Origin of the sequence: Streptomyces sp. NPDC007991, assembly GCF_042958445.1 — a bacterium.
In the GTDB taxonomy this organism is placed as follows: Bacteria; Actinomycetota; Actinomycetes; order Streptomycetales; family Streptomycetaceae; genus Streptomyces.
This window is the reverse complement of the sequence record NZ_JBIBJD010000002.1, coordinates 116,942-131,475: the sequence shown is the minus strand read 5'-3', so window position 1 is coordinate 131,475 and position 14,534 is coordinate 116,942. Positions and strand designations below refer to the sequence as shown.

Sequence of the window (14,534 nt, the reverse complement as noted above, 5' to 3'; positions counted from 1 at the left end):
CTCGAAAAGGGAGGGACTCATGCCCGAGGGTGGGGCGTCCATACCGAACACCGCGCAGGGGGCCACGACCGGGACGGAGCCCCCCGACCTCACGGCGCACCGCCGCACCGGGCTCCTGGTCACCTTCCTCCTCGGCAGCCTGACCGCCGTACCCCCGCTGGCGATGGACATGTACCTCCCGTCGCTGCCGCAGGTCACCCACTCCCTGCACGCGCCCGCCGCGACCGTCCAGCTCACCCTCACCGCCTGCCTGGCCGGCATGGCGCTCGGCCAGCTCGTCGTCGGGCCGATGAGCGACCGCTGGGGACGCCGGCGCCCGCTGCTCGCCGGGCTCGGCGTCTTCGTCGTCGCCACCGTCCTGTGCGCCCTCGCGCCCACCGTCGAACTCCTCGTCGCCTTCCGGCTGGCACAGGGCCTCGCGGGCGCCGCCGCGATCGTCATCGCCCGGGCCGTCGTCCGCGACCTGTACGACGGCATGGCCATGGCCCGCTTCTTCTCCACCCTCATGCTGATCTCCGGGGTCGCCCCGATCGTCGCGCCGCTCATCGGCGGGCAGGTCCTGCGCGTGACGGACTGGCGGGGCGTGTTCGTCGTCCTCACGGCCATCGGCATCCTGATCGGGGTCCTGGTCTGGACGAGGCTGCCCGAGACCCTGCCGCCCGCCCGGCGCCACGGCGGCGGTGTCGGCGAGGCCCTGCGCGCGATGCGCGGCCTGCTCGCCGACCGCTCCTTCGCCGGCTACACCCTCACCGGCGGCTTCGCCTTCGCCGCCCTCTTCGCCTACATCTCCGCGTCCCCGTTCGTCATCCAGGAGATCTACGGGGCCTCCCCGCAGACGTTCAGCCTGCTGTTCGGCGTCAACTCGGTCGGACTGGTCCTCGTCGGCCAGATCAACGGCAAGATCCTGGTCGGCCGAGTCAGCCTGGACCGCGTCCTGGGGACCGGCCTGACCATCGTCATCACGGCCGCGACCGCGCTGCTGCTGATGTCCCTGGGCGTGTTCGGCGAGGTCTCACTCGCGCCCGTCGCCGTCGCGCTGTTCGTCCTGATGTCCGCGATGGGCATCACCCTGCCCAACACCCAGGCCCTCGCCCTGATGCGCACCAAGCGCGCCGCCGGCTCCGCGTCCGCCCTGCTCGGCACGTCGTCGTTCCTCATCGGCGCGATCGCCTCCCCGCTGGTCGGCGTCGCCGGGGAGGACACGGCCGTCCCGATGGCCGTCGTCCAACTGGCCGCCGCCCTGGTGGCACTGGCCTGTTTCGTGGGAATGTGCCGACCTTGGAAGACGGACGGCAAGACGGCACAGACCCCGGACCGCAAGACGGAAGAGACCACGGACGGGAAAACGGACGGCAGGCGCGCGAGCGTGGAGGGAGCAGGGAGCTGAGCGCACCACGACTGCGCCACGGCACGCCGGAACGGGCCGGGCTCGACCGCGGGGAACTGCGTCAACTGGTCCGGGAGGTCCACGTCCTCACCACCGGGCAGCGCCCCTGGGCGCCGGGCGCGGTCGTGGTCGTCGGCCGCGGCCCGGTGATCGCCGTGGAGGAGGCGGCGGGCTGGGCCGTGCGGTACTCGGCCTACGACGAGGACACCGACACCGGCGTGGACCTGCCCGTAGAGGACCGGGTCCCGATGACCGTCGGCACCCCCTTCGACCTGGCGTCCCTGACCAAACTGTTCACCGCCGTGGCCGCCGTGCAGCAGATCGAGCGCGGCACCCTGGGCATCGACGCGCGGGTGGGCGCGTACCTGCCCGACTTCACGGCGGCCGCCCGGCACGGCATCACCGTGCGGCAGCTGCTCACCCACACCTCCGGGCTGCGGCCCGAACTCCCGCTGTACGACTGCGCCGACGACGCCGGGCGGCTGGCCGCGCTGCGGGCGGAGGCGCCGGTCGGGGCACCGGGCACCTACCGCTACTCCGACCTGAACATGCTGCTCCTCCAGCACCTCCTGGAACGCCTCACCGGCCGCACGCTCGACGTCCTCTTCCGCGACGGCATCACCCGGCCGCTGGGCATGACGGCGACGCACTTCGGGCCGTGCCCCGGGGCGGCCGCGACGGAGGACCAGCGGCGGCCGTGGGCCAAGGCGGACCGGGGGATGCTGCGGGGCGAGGTGCACGACGAGAACGCCTGGGCGCTGGGCGGCGTGGCCGGACACGCGGGCCTGTTCTCCACCGGCCGGGACCTCGCGGTGTTCTGCCGCACCCTCCTCGCCGGCGGCTCCTACGGCCCCGCCCGCATCCTCGGCCCCGACTTCGTCGAACTCCTCTTCACACCGCCCGGCCTGGGCTTCTCCCTCGACCAGCGGTGGTTCATGGGGGACCTGGCGGGGCGCGGCGCGGCGGGCCACACGGGATTCACGGGCACGTCCCTCGTCCTCGACCCGGCGACGGGCACGTTCCTGATCCTCCTCACCAACGCGGTCCACCCCCGTCGTCGCCGGCCGGACAGCGCGCCCAGGGCGGCGGCGGGGTCGCGGGTGGCCAGGGCGTTGCGGGGGATGTGAGAACCGCCCTCGTGGCAGATCCCCCTGCTGCCTGTGCGTCCACGCGCCCCTCAGCCCGCTTCGGTACCGATCAATCCCGCCCGGCCTGTCTCTGCACCTGCTCCAGGACCTGTTTCGCGGAACCCGTCCCGTTGAAGAGCTGGGCCCCGTCCTGGTTGAGCAGGCGGTTGACCTGCTCCCAGTTCTTCGTCGTACGCAGCGGAATCGACGTGGCGTTGGCGGCTTCGAGGACCTCTCGGGCGCCGGCGAGGTGGGCGTTCTCGTACCACGCATGCTGTGCCGACTCGCGTGACGGATAGGCACGTCCCACCCTGCCGAGCCACTCCAGCTGATTCTTGGCGGTCATCACCGTGATCGCCTTGAACGCCCGCTCCGGGTCCGGGCAGGACTTGGAGATGCCGAATCCGGAACCGGCCGAGTACGTCCTGCTTCCGTCCGGGCCGGCGGGAATCGTGGTCAGGCCCACCTGGAAGCCGGCCTGGTTCTTCAGGTTCAGCAGCGCCCACGGCCCGCTGGCGCTCATGGCCACATCGCCGCTGAGGAACATGCGCTCACCGAAGAACGCGGCACCGGACGCGGGCAGGTGGGGAGCGACCTTCTCCTTGGCCGCCAGGTCGGCGTACCACTGCACGCCCTTGGTCATGGCGGCGGTGGTCAGCCGCAGATCGCCCGCCGCGTCGGTGGGTTGCGCACCGGTCTTGGTCAGCACCATGGGAAACATCCACAGATCCTGAGGCGTCGCCACGAACCCGTACTTCCGGTCTCCGGTCAGCTTGCGTGCGACCGACTCGAACTGGGCCAGAGTCCATCCCGGCTTGGGCTCCGGCACCCCGGCCTTGCGGAACATGCCCTTGTTGTACGTGAGGATCACCGGGCCGAAGTCGTACGGCAGCGCGTACTGCTTCCCGCCGGCACTCAGCCCCTTCATGATGGACTTGTCGAAATCCGTCACGTCGAACTTGTTCTTGGCGATCAGACCGTCGAGCGGCAGCATGCCCCGGGTGTAGCCCGCGGTGCGCAGCGACTGCATCGAGACGATGCAGGGCGCGTCGCCCTTGTCGAAACGGGTGCCGAGCTTGGTGAAGTAGTCGTCGAAGGACGACGTCTCCAGCTTGATCGTGAGCTGCGGATCTTCGCGGGACACACGGTCCGCGAGTTCATGCCAGACCTGCTGTTCCTCACCGCCGTCGGCCCACATCGACCAGGTCAACGGCTTCGAGCCGCCACCGTCGGCGCCGCACGCCATCACCAGCGTACCGGCCAGCGCCAGGGCGACGGCGGCCCGCACTGCGGTGAGCGGCCCTTTCACGGCATGTCCAGACTTCCCCTTTAGTGGCATATGCACGTATTATGGCATGCTTCACATGGGCACGCAGGTCCGTGCTCACCGTCCGGGCGGCTCGCCGGAGAACCGGTCCGGACGGGTGAGTCTCCGGGCTCGGGACCCTCGTAGAATCGCCGGGTGAACGCCCCCGCACCCCCGGCCGAAACCCTCCGTACCGCCCTCGCCGGTCTGCTCGACGGGCTGCCGCCCCGGCAGGCCGCGCAGGCGGTCGAGCGGCTGATCGCCAGCTACCGCGGGGCCACCCCGACCGACGCGCCGATCCTGCGGGACCGGGCGGATGTGGCCGCCTACGCGGCCTACCGGATGCCCGCGACCTTCGAGGCGGTGCGCTCGGCGCTGGAAGCGTTCGCCGAGACCGCGCCCGCGTGGGTGCCCGGCTCGCACACCGACGTCGGCGGCGGTACGGGTGCGGCGGCCTGGGCCGTGAGCGCGACCTGGGGCGGGGAGCGGCCGGTCACCGTGCTCGACTGGGCCGAGCCCGCGCTCGCCCTGGGCCGGGAGATCGCCGCGGCCGACCCGGCCCTGCGGGACGTACGGTGGCAGCGCTCTCGGATCGGAGCGGCGCTCACCCTGGAGAGCACTGATCTCGTCACGGTTTCCTACGTCCTCAACGAGCTGACCGCCCCCGACCGCACCGCCCTCGTCGACGCCGCCGCGGCCGCCGCCCAGGCCGTGGTGATCGTCGAACCCGGCACCCCCGACGGCTACGCCCGCGTCATCGAGGCCCGCGACCGGCTGGTCGGCGCCGGCTTCCATGTCGCCGCGCCCTGCCCGCACAGCGCCGCCTGCCCCATCGCCCCGGGCACGGACTGGTGCCACTTCTCCGCCCGGGTCAGCCGTTCCTCCCTGCACCGCCAGGTCAAGGGCGGCTCCCTCCCCTACGAGGACGAGAAGTTCAGCTACGTCGCCGCAGCCCGCTTCCCCGTCACCCCGGCACCCTCCCGCGTCGTGAGGCGCCCGCAGATCCGCAAGGGCCAGGTCCTCCTCGACCTGTGCGAGACCGAACCGTCCCTGCGTCGCACCACCGTGACCAAACGCCACGGCGACCTCTACAAGGCGGCACGGGACGCGGACTGGGGCGACGCCTGGCCTCCGGCGCCCTGACCGGAACCGGTCAACCCTGAGGAGCCCGTCACCCCTGACCGGCCCAGCGGGACAACGCCTCCCGCGCCGACGCCCGGCCGGCGGGGGACAGGTCGGCGATGTCGACGCCGTGATTGCCGCCCGGCACCCACAGCAGGTGTGAGTCGTCCCCGCCGGGGAGGAAGTACTCGGCCACGCTGGGGTCCTGGGTGCCGTAGACGAACAGCAGCCGGCTGCCGCGGCGGCGGACCCAGCGGTCGATGTCCGGCATGGCCTCCGGGTCGAAGCGCATCGGGATGTCCCGCGGGACGAAGCTGCGCGCCGCGATGCCGTCGGGGTGGCGCAGCAGGTCCGCCACATGAGCGGTGGGGACATCGCCGTACCCCAGTTGCGTGCCGATCTGGTACCAGTACGGGACGTACCGCCGCGCCGCCGAGTCGGCGTACAGGGACAGTCCCGCCCATGCGTCCAGCCACGCGTACAACTCGTCAGCCGTCGCCGCAGGGCCGGGGATCGCGTTGACGTCGGTCGGCGTCGCGCGCTGCCAGAACATGAACAGCACCCGCAGCACGGCGATTTCGAACGCCTGGTCGGCGCTGCCGATGATGCGGAAGGTGTCGCCCCGGCCGGTCGCCCAGGCCTCGTAGCGGGCGACCATCTCGGTCCGGCGCAGCAGCATCCGCCGCTGGGCGGCCTTGACGGCCTCGCGGTCGGGAGCGGTGCCGACCGTCTCCAGGAAGCGGAGGTATGCGGAGTCGTCCCGGTCGTCGACGTTGTTCGGCGCCGAGTAGACCACCGTGCCGTCCACGTCGTGGGGGTGGAAGCGGCGGTGGTAGACGCCGGCCATGCCGCCCTTGCTGGCGCCGGTGGAGATCCACGCGCCCGGGTAGAGCCGGCGGAAGAGGCGGACGACGCGGTGGTGGTCGTCGGCGGCCTGGCGGATCGTGAGGTGGGAGTAGCCGGGCCCGGCGGGGAGCGAGGCGCCGAAGTACCGGTGTTCCACCTGGAGTTGGTTGGCTCCGAGCAGGATCGCCGGTTCGCTCCGCCAGGGCGTGAGGATCGCGTGGTAGCCGGTGGTGGTGAGCACCATGGGCCGGTCGGCGGCGGTGTGCAGCAGGGTGAGGCGCTGCTCGAAGGTGCCGGCCGCGGGGTTCGTGTGATCGACCGGCTGGCGCAGGCCGAGGACGAAGTGCCGGTAGCCCGGTTCGGCGTCCTGCCGCTCCTCGATCAGCCGCAGTCCGGGCAGCGCCCGCAGCGCGTCCGCGAGGTCGCCGCCGGGACGGGCCGCTCCGGCCGCCGCCCGGGCGGGCAGGGCCGTCGTCGCGGCCAGACCCGCCGCCGAGACGGCAGTCGCCGCCGAGGTGAGCAGTCGTCGTCTCGTCCACACGCGCATCGTGAGTCCTCCCGGGTGTCCGTCGGCCGCTTCAGTACATCCGGCGGACGCCCCGGGAGGATCCCGCGCGTGAGGGGACCGTCTCCCCCGGGCGGGGGAGGCTCACGACGACTCGTCGGTGGTACGGCCCTCCTGTCCTGCCTGCTGCCGCCGTTTCTCCTGGAGCTTGCGCAGCAACTCGCGCTTGTGGGCCTGCGGGTCGAGGCCGCCGCCGATCCGGCCGCCCCGGCCGCCGCCGCGCAGCGCCTTGCGGCCGAGCTTCTGGCGCGATCCGCCGACACCCAGCAGGTTTCCGGCTCCGCCTCGGGTCATGCGGGGCTCCTTCCTCTCCTTCGCGACGATACGGTTCGTCTCGTGTAATGGTTCTCCAATGTCCGCGAGACGCTCCGTCTTGTCAACCTGATAAATTCGGGGCATGGCCGCACAGAAGTCCGCACAGCCCACCCCCGACGCCACACGGCGCAGCGAGAAGTCCCGTCGTGCCATCTACGACGCCGCCCTCGCGCTCGTCGTGGAGGTCGGCTATCCGAAGACCACCATCGAGGGCATCGCCGCCCGCGCCGGCGTCGGGAAGCAGACGATCTACCGCTGGTGGTCGTCGAAGGCGGACGTGCTGATGGAGGCGTTCCTCGACCTGGGCGAGCAGTCCCTGCGGGAAGCGGGGCCGGTGCCGTACGCCTTCCCCGACACCGGTGACCTCGCCGCCGACGTCAAGGGCGTCCTGCGTGCCACGGTCGACCAGTTGCGCGACCCGAGGTTCGAGGCGCCGTCCCGCGCGCTGGCCGCCGAGGGCGTCGTGAACGAGCGGCTCGGCCGCGAGGTCGTGGCCAAGCTGATGCAGCCCTCGCTCGACCTCTACATCGGCCGGCTGCGCGCCGCCCAGGACGCCGGGCAGGTGCGGCCCGGCATCGACCCGCGCATCGCGCTGGAGTTCTTCATCTCCCCGCTCGCCCAGCGCTGGCTCCAGCACACCGGCCCGATCTCCTACGAGTACACCGACACCCTCGTCGACTACGCCCTTCACGGCCTCGCGCCGCGCTGAGGGCCGTGCCGGGTGCCCTGTCGGGCGGGCCGCGCCAGGCGCCCCGGCGCGTCCGTGATCACCCCGTCGCAGCCCAGCGCCAGCACCCGGTCCCGCTGTGCGTCCGTCACCACCGTGTGCGCCCACACCCGCCGGATCCCCGACCTCACCGCCCGGGCGAGATCCGCGTCACGCGCCCGGTGGTCCACGTCCAGCAGGTCCACGTACGACCGCCAGCGCTCCGGGCGGTCCGTGCGCAGCTGCCGTGCCGAGCGCCACAACTGCGTGAGCAGGCCGAGGCGGTGGACGCGCCGGGCCACCTCGGGGTCGTTGGAGTTCACGAACACCGAGCGGGTCAGGCCACGGGCCCGGACCATCCCGGCCAGCCGGTCCAGGCTGCGCGGGTCCTTCGCCTCCATCATCAGCACGATCCGCCCGCCGAAACGGTCCAGCACCTCGGCGACCGTCGGCGGCCGTTCCGACCGCCAGCTGCCGGGCAGCGCGTCCTTCGGACGCAGCCGGACGCCCCGCCACTCCCGGGCGTCGAGGCCGCGCACCTCACCGCCCAGGTAGGTGGTGCGGTTCAGGGTCTCGTCGTGGAACACCACGGGCGTCCCGTCGCGCAGCAGCCGCGTGTCGAAGTCCAGCACCTGCGCCGTACCGCGCTCGTAGGCGGCCACCAGCCCCGTCATGCTGTTCTCGGGGACCTCCCGGGCGCCGCCGCGGTGGGCGACGTAGGTGATCCGGGGGAGCGCCGCCACGGTCAGGGGGCCGGTGCCCCACTCCAAGGGGAGGATGCGCCCCTGCGGCGGACGGATGCCCGCCGGCAGGGCCGGGGCGGCGCCGGCCGGTCCCGTGAGGGTCAGCGAGACCACCGAAACCGCGGAGGCGAGGCCCGTCAGCGCGATCCTTGTGACCATGGCGACCACGGTAGGCCGCCATGTCGCGGCAAAGCGGGCAATGACACCCCATCACGGTGCGGAGTACCTCTCGCCCCACGGGCATATGCCTCGCCCCACCGGTACCCGTCTCGCCCTCCGGTATCCGTCTCGCCCCACCGGTACCCGTCTCGGCCCTCCTGCCCCGGATGTGGGCACTGGCCCCCCGGCGCGCGGGAAGATGGGAGCATGAGGCATGCTGTTCCGCACGACAGCGAGGCGAGGGGATAGATGAGCGCAGAGTACGGCGGCAGGACCGGCCTACAGGGCAAACTCACCCGGTGGCTGCGCGCCGGGCGCCGGCCCAAGGAGACCGCCGGTGACGGCGGCCGTGAGGCCCTGCTGCTCGCCGCCGCCGGAGCGGGACTGCCGCTCGCGCCCGCCGCCCACCCGGCCGGCTACCGCTGCTCCTGCGACCGCGTGGGCTGTCCCACCCCGGCCCGGCACCCGGTGTCCTTCGCCTGGCAGACGCAGTCGACCACCGACCGCGCCCAGATCGAACGCTGGGCCCGCCATCAGCCGCAGGCCAACTTCATCACCGCGACCGGCATGGTGCACGACGTCCTCGACGTGCCCCTCGATGCCGGTCGCAGTGCGTTGGAGCGGCTGCTCGCCGCCGGAGTCGAGGTCGGGCCCGTCGCAGAGAGCGGCGACGGCCGCATGCTGTTCTTCACCCTCACGCGCGGGACGCCCGAGGAGGAGGACGAGTGGTGGCCGTGCGAACTGGACTGCCACCCCGAGACGATGGACGAGCACCCCGGGCTGCGGTGGCACTGCCGCGGCTCCTACGTCCTCGTACCGCCGGCGCGGCTGCCCGGCGAGGCCCAGACGGTGCACTGGGTGCGCGGGCCCGAGCATCCGCTGCCGGATCCGCTGAGCCTGCTGGAGACGCTGACCGAGGCCTGTGCCCGGTACGCCGGTGAGCACACCGACCACGCCGGGGCGGCCTGGCCGCTGCGGCACTGAGCCGACCCGGCCTCGTCCGCCCTCAGGAGCCCTCTGCCGAGGTCATGCCCTGGATCCGGCCGAGGATCGTCACCTTGCGGCTGCCGCTGCCCTTCGGCGGGTCCAGGGCCACCTCGTTGGAGACGAACTCCATCAGGAGGGACTGCTTGACCTCGCCGTCCGTCAGTGCGAGGACGTCCTTGTTGGGGATGGGGAACGTCGTGCCCGCGTAGGCCGTCTGCTTCTCGTAGTGCCGTGTCGTGAAGAACACCAGTGCGCCGCCGTCCGCCGTGCGCAGGGCGAGGGGCTGGTAGTCGCCGTTCGTCAGCGGTTCGTCGACGTACTGCGTGACCAGGCCGGGCTTCTTGGCGTTCTTCGCGCGCAGGGCGCGCCACTGGCTGGTGTGGGAGCCGTCGGCGAAGGTGTCCCCGCCGTTCTTGAGGTAGGACGTGTAGTCCTGGCTCAGGTCGCCGGGGGTGGCGGCCAGGCCGGTCGAGTTCACGGGGACGGACTCGGCCCAGCCGTCCGCGTCCTTCTTGAACTGCGGGACCTTGCCCGGTGCGACGAGGGTGAGGTACGCGACCTGGAAGGGGTCGTCCAGGCTGCTGCGGGTGAACACCAGCAGCCAGCGGGCGGCGCCGCCCTTGTTGCCGGCCGCGTCGACGAGGAACCAGCGGGGCCAGCCGGCCTTCTTGGGGATCGTGTACTTCGCGTCCGTCAGCTTCAGGGGCGTGTGGTTCGGGTTGCCGTCCGGGTTGTTCGTCTTGCCGGCCTTCAGGCGGGCCGAGTCGATGTCGGCCAGGGCGCCGGTGGTGTGGTCGGCGTCCAGGGAGGCGTCGTAGGCCTCGTCCGCCGCGTTGTACGCGGTCGTGAACTCCTGGAGGGCCTTGGCGGCTTCGGCGCGGGTGGTGGACGGGAGGATCTCCCGTTCGCCGTGCACCACCACGCAGCCGCTCGCCGTCAACGACAAAGCGGTCACCGAGGCTGCTATGAGGGCGCTCCGGGCGGACCTGCGGAGCGTTCGAGGGTCGCGATCCCTGCTCATCGGGTTCCTTCACCTTCCCCTTTCCGGAGGCGAACCCTACCGGGTGCCTCCGGCGGCCTGGCGGGGGGTGCCTGCGGCGGCCTGCGCGGGTCCGCTGAGCTGCGGACCCACCCGCCTCAGCGGCGTCAGACCCTGTCGCGTACCGGTTTTGGGGTGGTCCGGCCGCGTCCGAAACCCACCGGGGCCAGGAACAGGGCCAGGGTCGGGATGAGATACAGCAGCCACACCGTGACCTGGAGGACCGTCGGGTCGGGCTGGAAGTTGAAGATGCCCTTCAGGAGGGTGCCGTACCAGCTGGACGGATCGACGGTGTCGCTGATGTCGAACGCCAGGCTCTTCTCGCCCGGCAGGAAGCGGGCCTCCTGCAAGTCGTGGAAGCCGTACGCCAGTACGCCCGCGGCCACGACGACCAGCATGCCGCCGGTCCACGTGAAGAACCGGGCGAGATTGATGCGCAGGGCACCCCGGTAGAACAGCCAGCCCAGCAGGACCGCCGTCAACAGGCCCAGGGCGACACCGAGAAGGGGGCGCGGGCTGCCGTCGCTGGCCGCGTGGACCGAGGCCCAGACGAACAGGGCCGTCTCCAGGCCCTCCCGGCCCACCGCCAGGAACGCCGTGGCGACCAGCGCGCCCGTCCCCATGGCGAGGGCCGCGTCCAGCTTGCCGTGCAGTTCGGACTTCAGGTGCCGGGCGGTGCGCCGCATCCAGAACACCATCCACGTCACCAGAGCGACCGCGAGGATCGACAGGGATCCGCCCAGCGCCTCCTGCGCCTCGAACGTCAGCTCCTGGGAGCCGAATTCGAGGGCGCAGCCGAAGCCGAGCGCGAGGGCGACCGCGACGCCGATGCCGATCCAGATGGGGCGCAGCGCGTCCCTGCGGTCCGTCTTGACCAGGTAGGCGATGAGGATGCAGACGACGAGGCTCGCCTCCAGGCCCTCGCGCAGACCGATCAGGTAGTTGGAGAACAACGGGCTCAGGCCTCCTTGGAGAACAGCGTCCGGCCCCACCAGTCGTCCTTGTCACGGACGCCCGGCGGGATGGCGAAGAGCGCCGAACCCACGTGCTGGATGTACTCGTTGAGCGCGTCCGTGGCCAGGTTGCGCTGGATCGGGATGAAGCCCTTGCGGACGTCGCGCTGGTAGGCCAGGAAGAACAGGCCCGCGTCCAGGCGGCCCAGTCCGTCCGTGCCGTCGGTGAAGGAGTAGCCGCGGCGCAGGATCGTCGCCCCGTGGTTGGCGTCGGGGTGCGCGAGCCGGACGTGCGCGTCGGGCTTCATCGCCTTCAGGAACGGCTCGTCGCGCTCCTTCGCCTTGCCGACCGGGGCGCCCTCGCCCTTGTCCCGGCCGAAGATGTCCTCCTGCTCCTGGAGCGAGGTGCGGTCCCAGGTCTCGATGTGCATGCGGATGCGGCGGGCGACGAGGTAGGAGCCGTTCGTCATCCAGGACGGGCCGTCCTTCCCGTCCACCCACACGAACTTCTCCAGCCGGTCCGTCTCCGTGCCCGCGATGTTGCGGGTGCCGTCCTTGAAGCCCATCAGGTTGCGCGGCGTCTGTGCCTCGGGTGTCGTCGACGACGTCTTGCCGAAGCCGAGCTGCGACCAGCGGATGACGACCTTGCCGAAGCCGATGCGGGCCAGGTTGCGGATGGCGTGCACGGCGACCTGCGGGTCGTCCGCGCAGGCCTGGACGCACAGGTCGCCTCCGCTGCGGTTCTTGTCCAGGTTGTCGCCCGCGAACTTCGGCAGGTCCACCAGAGCGGCCGGTCGCTGCTCCGCCAGGCCGAACTTCTCGAACAGACTCGGGCCGAAGCCGATCGTGAGGGTCAGGCGGGAGGGCTTGAGGTCCAGCGCCTCGCCGGTGTCGTCCGGGGGCGCTTCGGGGAGGCCGCCGAAGCCTCCCTCGCCCACCGGGCGCCCGGCCGTCATACGGCGGGCGGCTTCCGTCCAGTCCTTCAGCAGCTGGACGAACTCCGCCCGGTCGTCGGTCGTCACGTCGAACGCGGCGAAGTGCAGCCGGTCCTGGACCGGGGTGGCGATGCCCGCCTGGTGCGGGCCGTGGAAGGGGATCGCGGTTCCGGTGTCCGGCGCGGGGCCGTCGTCGGTGCGGGCCATCGCCACGGCTCCGCCCGCCGCGGCGGCGCCGAGGGCCAGGCCGGCGCCGCCCCAGCCGAGCAGAGCGCGCCGGGAGGGGGAGGGCGTCTCGTTGTCCGTCATCGCGCGGCCCCTTACTTCGCGACTGCGGCGGCGAGCTTGGACAGGGGCTCCGCCAGCGCGTTGACCGCGTCCGAGAGCTCCTTGCGGTCGGCCTTGCCGACCTTGTCGTACGAGGTGAAGTCGTACGACGTCGTGTCCGGGCGGTACTTGTCGAGCAGCGTGTTCAAGGTGGCGAACTGCTTGTCCAGTTCGGTGGTGAGTGCCTTGTCGTTCTCCCGCGCGACCGGCTTCAGCAGCTCGTAGGACTTCTGCGCGCCCTCGACGTTGGCCTTGAAGTCGACCAGGTCGGTGTGCGAGTAGCGCTCCTCCTCGCCGGTGACCTTGCCGGTGGCGACCTCGTCGAGGAGTTCCTTGGCGCCGTTGGCCATCGAGGTCGGGGTGATGCCGGCCTTGCCGACCCGCTCCTGCCAGTCCTTCAGGTCGGTGATGAGCCGGCCGGCGAGCTCCTTCTCCCGGTCGCCGATCTTCTTGTCCTGCCAGAGGGCCTTCTCCAGGCGGTGCCAGCCGGTCCAGTCCTTCGCCGGGTCCTGGCCGGCCTCCAGGCCGTCCTCGCGGACGTCGACCTTGGGGTCGATGTCACCGAAGGACTCGGCGACCGGCTCGGTGCGCTCCCAGCCGATGCGGGAGGGGGCGTAGGCCTTCTTCGCGGCGTCCAGGTCGCCGTCCTTGACGGCCCGGGCGAAGGCCTCGGCCTTGGGCAGGGTCTCGTCGGCCTGCTGTTGCGTGTAGGCGCGGTAGGCCGCCACGGCCTCGTCCAGGCGCGGGTCGCGCTTGACCGCCTTGCCGCCGGTGGCCTTGACGGCCTGTCGGATGCCCTTGCCCTTCATGCCGGGCTTGCAGGCGATCTGGTAGTCGCCGGCCTTCACCTCGGCGGTGACCCGCTGCTTGGTGCCGGGGCCTATGTTCTCCCGTTCGGTGACCACACGGTCGTCGGGGAAGAGCACATAGACCTCGGTGACCTTGGAACCCTTGTTCTCGACGGCCAGTTCGACGTGCCCGGCGGGGAACTCCTTCTTCGACACGGCGCACTTGTCGTCCGTGGCCGTCACGTGGACCACATGGTCGCCGTCCTTGGCGTTGCTCTTCTCCGTACAGCCGGTGACAGCGGTCAGAGCCGCCGCTGCGGCGATCACGACGGATACAGGGCTGGCGGGTCGCATGAAAGCTCCAGGTTACGGGGAAGGTGAGGCTCACCTAAGCTAGATAAGGATTACTTAAGTGACTCAAAATCGCCGCCATGAATTGGTCAAGGGGAGGTCAAAAGTCGCGCTTCGGGAGGACCGGGGTGGGCGTGCCTGGCCCTTTCCGGGTGGTCCGGACGCCTGGGACGACCTGGCCGGGCGCGCGATGTTTGAATGCCTCCGTGACTGACTACGACGTGCTCCGCGTCTTCTGTGGGCCGGACGGCGGATACGGCAATGAACTGGGTGTCGTCCGCGAGGGCTCCGTGCTGCCCGAGCGGAGCGAGCGGCAGGCGTTCGCCGCGAAGCTCGGGTTCAGCGAGACCGTGTTCGTCGACGACCCCGAGCGCGGGGTGATCGACATCTACACGCCCACCCTGCGCCTGCCCTTCGCCGGACACCCGTGCGTCGGGACGGCCTGGCTGCTCGACGTGCCCGAACTGGTCACGCCCGCCGGGGTGGTCGGTGCCCGGCAGGACGGCGAGTTCTGCTGGATCGAGGCGCGGGCGGAGTGGGTGCCGCAGCGCACCCTGCGGCAGTACGGCAGCGCCGCCGAGGTCGACGGCCTGGCCGTGCCGCCGCCGGGGGAGTGGGTGTACGCCTGGGCATGGCAGGACGAGCCCGCCGGACGGGTGCGGGCCCGGGCCTTCCCCGGACGCGGCGACGGGATCGACGAGGACGAGGCGACCGGAGCGGCGGCCCTGCTGCTCACCGACCGGCTCGGCCGGGCCCTCAACATCACCCAGGGTGCGGGCTCCCAGATCCTCACCGCACCCCAGCCGGGCGGCTGGACCGAGGTCGGCGGCCGGGTGCACCTCGAACGCTGACCCGGGTACTTCGGTGAGATCGACCGA

Annotated in this window: 14 protein-coding genes; 6 read left to right on the top strand and 8 right to left on the bottom strand. The window is 71.7% G+C overall.

What is annotated here, in order from left to right; genetic code table 11:
* Nucleotides 1–19 precede the first annotated feature (19 nt).
* Both ACFZDA_RS04775 and ACFZDA_RS04770 read left to right on the top strand, forming a co-directional pair.
* Complete coding sequence (locus tag ACFZDA_RS04775; protein WP_391074942.1) at nucleotides 20–1,387, top strand: Bcr/CflA family efflux MFS transporter; 1,368 nt, start codon at nucleotides 20–22, stop codon at nucleotides 1,385–1,387.
* A gap of 11 nt (nucleotides 1,388–1,398) precedes the next feature.
* Nucleotides 1,399–2,514: a serine hydrolase gene (locus ACFZDA_RS04770; protein ID WP_391076735.1), complete on the top strand. Its 1,116-nt coding sequence runs from the start codon at nucleotides 1,399–1,401 to the stop codon at nucleotides 2,512–2,514.
* Nucleotides 2,515–2,584: 70 nt separating this feature from the next.
* Here the strand turns inward: ACFZDA_RS04770 and ACFZDA_RS04765 are convergent, their stop codons facing one another.
* A complete protein-coding gene (locus ACFZDA_RS04765; protein WP_391074938.1) occupies nucleotides 2,585–3,823 on the bottom strand; it encodes an extracellular solute-binding protein in 1,239 nt (412 codons plus the stop codon).
* 153 nt (nucleotides 3,824–3,976) lie between these two features.
* On the opposite strand from ACFZDA_RS04765, the gene ACFZDA_RS04760 reads away from it, so the two are divergent.
* Nucleotides 3,977–4,963: a small ribosomal subunit Rsm22 family protein gene (locus tag ACFZDA_RS04760; RefSeq protein ID WP_391074935.1), complete on the top strand. Its 987-nt coding sequence runs from the start codon at nucleotides 3,977–3,979 to the stop codon at nucleotides 4,961–4,963.
* 28 nt (nucleotides 4,964–4,991) lie between these two features.
* Here ACFZDA_RS04760 and ACFZDA_RS04755 read toward each other — a convergent pair whose 3' ends face one another.
* Complete coding sequence (locus tag ACFZDA_RS04755; protein WP_391074931.1) at nucleotides 4,992–6,335, bottom strand: S28 family serine protease; 1,344 nt, start codon at nucleotides 6,333–6,335, stop codon at nucleotides 4,992–4,994.
* Nucleotides 6,336–6,437: 102 nt separating this feature from the next.
* Nucleotides 6,438–6,647, bottom strand: a complete 210-nt coding sequence (locus ACFZDA_RS04750; protein WP_391074929.1) for a DUF6243 family protein — start codon at nucleotides 6,645–6,647, stop codon at nucleotides 6,438–6,440.
* Nucleotides 6,648–6,750: 103 nt separating this feature from the next.
* Between ACFZDA_RS04750 and ACFZDA_RS04745 the strand changes: the two genes are divergently transcribed.
* Nucleotides 6,751–7,377, top strand: coding sequence for a TetR/AcrR family transcriptional regulator C-terminal ligand-binding domain-containing protein (locus ACFZDA_RS04745; protein WP_391074925.1), 627 nt, complete (start codon nucleotides 6,751–6,753; stop codon nucleotides 7,375–7,377).
* On the opposite strand, the gene ACFZDA_RS04740 is transcribed toward ACFZDA_RS04745, so the two are convergent.
* Entirely contained in the window at nucleotides 7,356–8,276 is a 921-nt protein-coding gene (locus ACFZDA_RS04740; RefSeq protein WP_391074922.1) for a glycerophosphodiester phosphodiesterase family protein, read from the bottom strand. The genes ACFZDA_RS04745 and ACFZDA_RS04740 overlap by 22 nt on opposite strands.
* Before the next feature lie 249 nt (nucleotides 8,277–8,525).
* Here ACFZDA_RS04740 and ACFZDA_RS04735 point away from each other — a divergent pair, with 249 nt between their 5' ends.
* Nucleotides 8,526–9,260 carry a bifunctional DNA primase/polymerase gene (locus ACFZDA_RS04735; protein WP_391074919.1) on the top strand — a complete coding sequence of 245 codons (735 nt, stop codon included), beginning with the start codon at nucleotides 8,526–8,528 and terminating at the stop codon, nucleotides 9,258–9,260.
* Between the two features lie 22 nt (nucleotides 9,261–9,282).
* Here the strand turns inward: ACFZDA_RS04735 and ACFZDA_RS04730 are convergent, their stop codons facing one another.
* The 4 genes from ACFZDA_RS04730 to efeO form a co-directional block, all read right to left on the bottom strand.
* The gene (locus ACFZDA_RS04730; RefSeq protein WP_391074916.1) at nucleotides 9,283–10,284 is read right to left on the bottom strand and encodes a hypothetical protein; all 1,002 of its coding nucleotides are present in this window, start codon (nucleotides 10,282–10,284) and stop codon (nucleotides 9,283–9,285) included.
* A 125-nt stretch (nucleotides 10,285–10,409) separates the two neighbouring features.
* Nucleotides 10,410–11,255 (bottom strand): iron uptake transporter permease EfeU, encoded by an 846-nt coding sequence (efeU, locus tag ACFZDA_RS04725; RefSeq protein WP_391074913.1) that lies wholly within the window; start codon nucleotides 11,253–11,255, stop codon nucleotides 10,410–10,412.
* Between the two features lie 5 nt (nucleotides 11,256–11,260).
* On the bottom strand, nucleotides 11,261–12,499 hold the full coding sequence (efeB, locus tag ACFZDA_RS04720; protein WP_391074910.1) for an iron uptake transporter deferrochelatase/peroxidase subunit: 1,239 nt from the start codon (nucleotides 12,497–12,499) through the stop codon (nucleotides 11,261–11,263).
* Between the two features lie 11 nt (nucleotides 12,500–12,510).
* The gene (gene efeO / locus ACFZDA_RS04715) at nucleotides 12,511–13,659 is read right to left on the bottom strand and encodes an iron uptake system protein EfeO (protein WP_391074907.1); all 1,149 of its coding nucleotides are present in this window, start codon (nucleotides 13,657–13,659) and stop codon (nucleotides 12,511–12,513) included.
* Nucleotides 13,660–13,862: 203 nt separating this feature from the next.
* Between efeO and ACFZDA_RS04710 the strand changes: the two genes are divergently transcribed.
* Nucleotides 13,863–14,507 (top strand): PhzF family phenazine biosynthesis protein, encoded by a 645-nt coding sequence (locus ACFZDA_RS04710; RefSeq protein WP_391074904.1) that lies wholly within the window; start codon nucleotides 13,863–13,865, stop codon nucleotides 14,505–14,507.
* Nucleotides 14,508–14,534: the final 27 nt, after the last annotated feature.

Excerpts from the sequence above, each read along its gene's own strand:
- ACFZDA_RS04730 (WP_391074916.1), bottom strand. The coding sequence starts at position 10,284 with ATGAGCAGGGATCGCGACCCTCGAACGCTCCGCAGGTCCGCCCGGAGC.
- ACFZDA_RS04735 (WP_391074919.1), top strand. The coding sequence starts at position 8,526 with ATGAGCGCAGAGTACGGCGGCAGGACCGGCCTACAGGGCAAACTCACC.
- efeO (WP_391074907.1), bottom strand. The coding sequence starts at position 13,659 with ATGCGACCCGCCAGCCCTGTATCCGTCGTGATCGCCGCAGCGGCGGCT.
- ACFZDA_RS04755 (WP_391074931.1), bottom strand. The coding sequence starts at position 6,335 with ATGCGCGTGTGGACGAGACGACGACTGCTCACCTCGGCGGCGACTGCC.
- ACFZDA_RS04740 (WP_391074922.1), bottom strand. The coding sequence starts at position 8,276 with ATGGTCACAAGGATCGCGCTGACGGGCCTCGCCTCCGCGGTTTCGGTG.
- ACFZDA_RS04745 (WP_391074925.1), top strand. The coding sequence starts at position 6,751 with ATGGCCGCACAGAAGTCCGCACAGCCCACCCCCGACGCCACACGGCGC.
- efeB (WP_391074910.1), bottom strand. The coding sequence starts at position 12,499 with ATGACGGACAACGAGACGCCCTCCCCCTCCCGGCGCGCTCTGCTCGGC.
- ACFZDA_RS04750 (WP_391074929.1), bottom strand. The coding sequence starts at position 6,647 with ATGACCCGAGGCGGAGCCGGAAACCTGCTGGGTGTCGGCGGATCGCGC.
- ACFZDA_RS04775 (WP_391074942.1), top strand. The coding sequence starts at position 20 with ATGCCCGAGGGTGGGGCGTCCATACCGAACACCGCGCAGGGGGCCACG.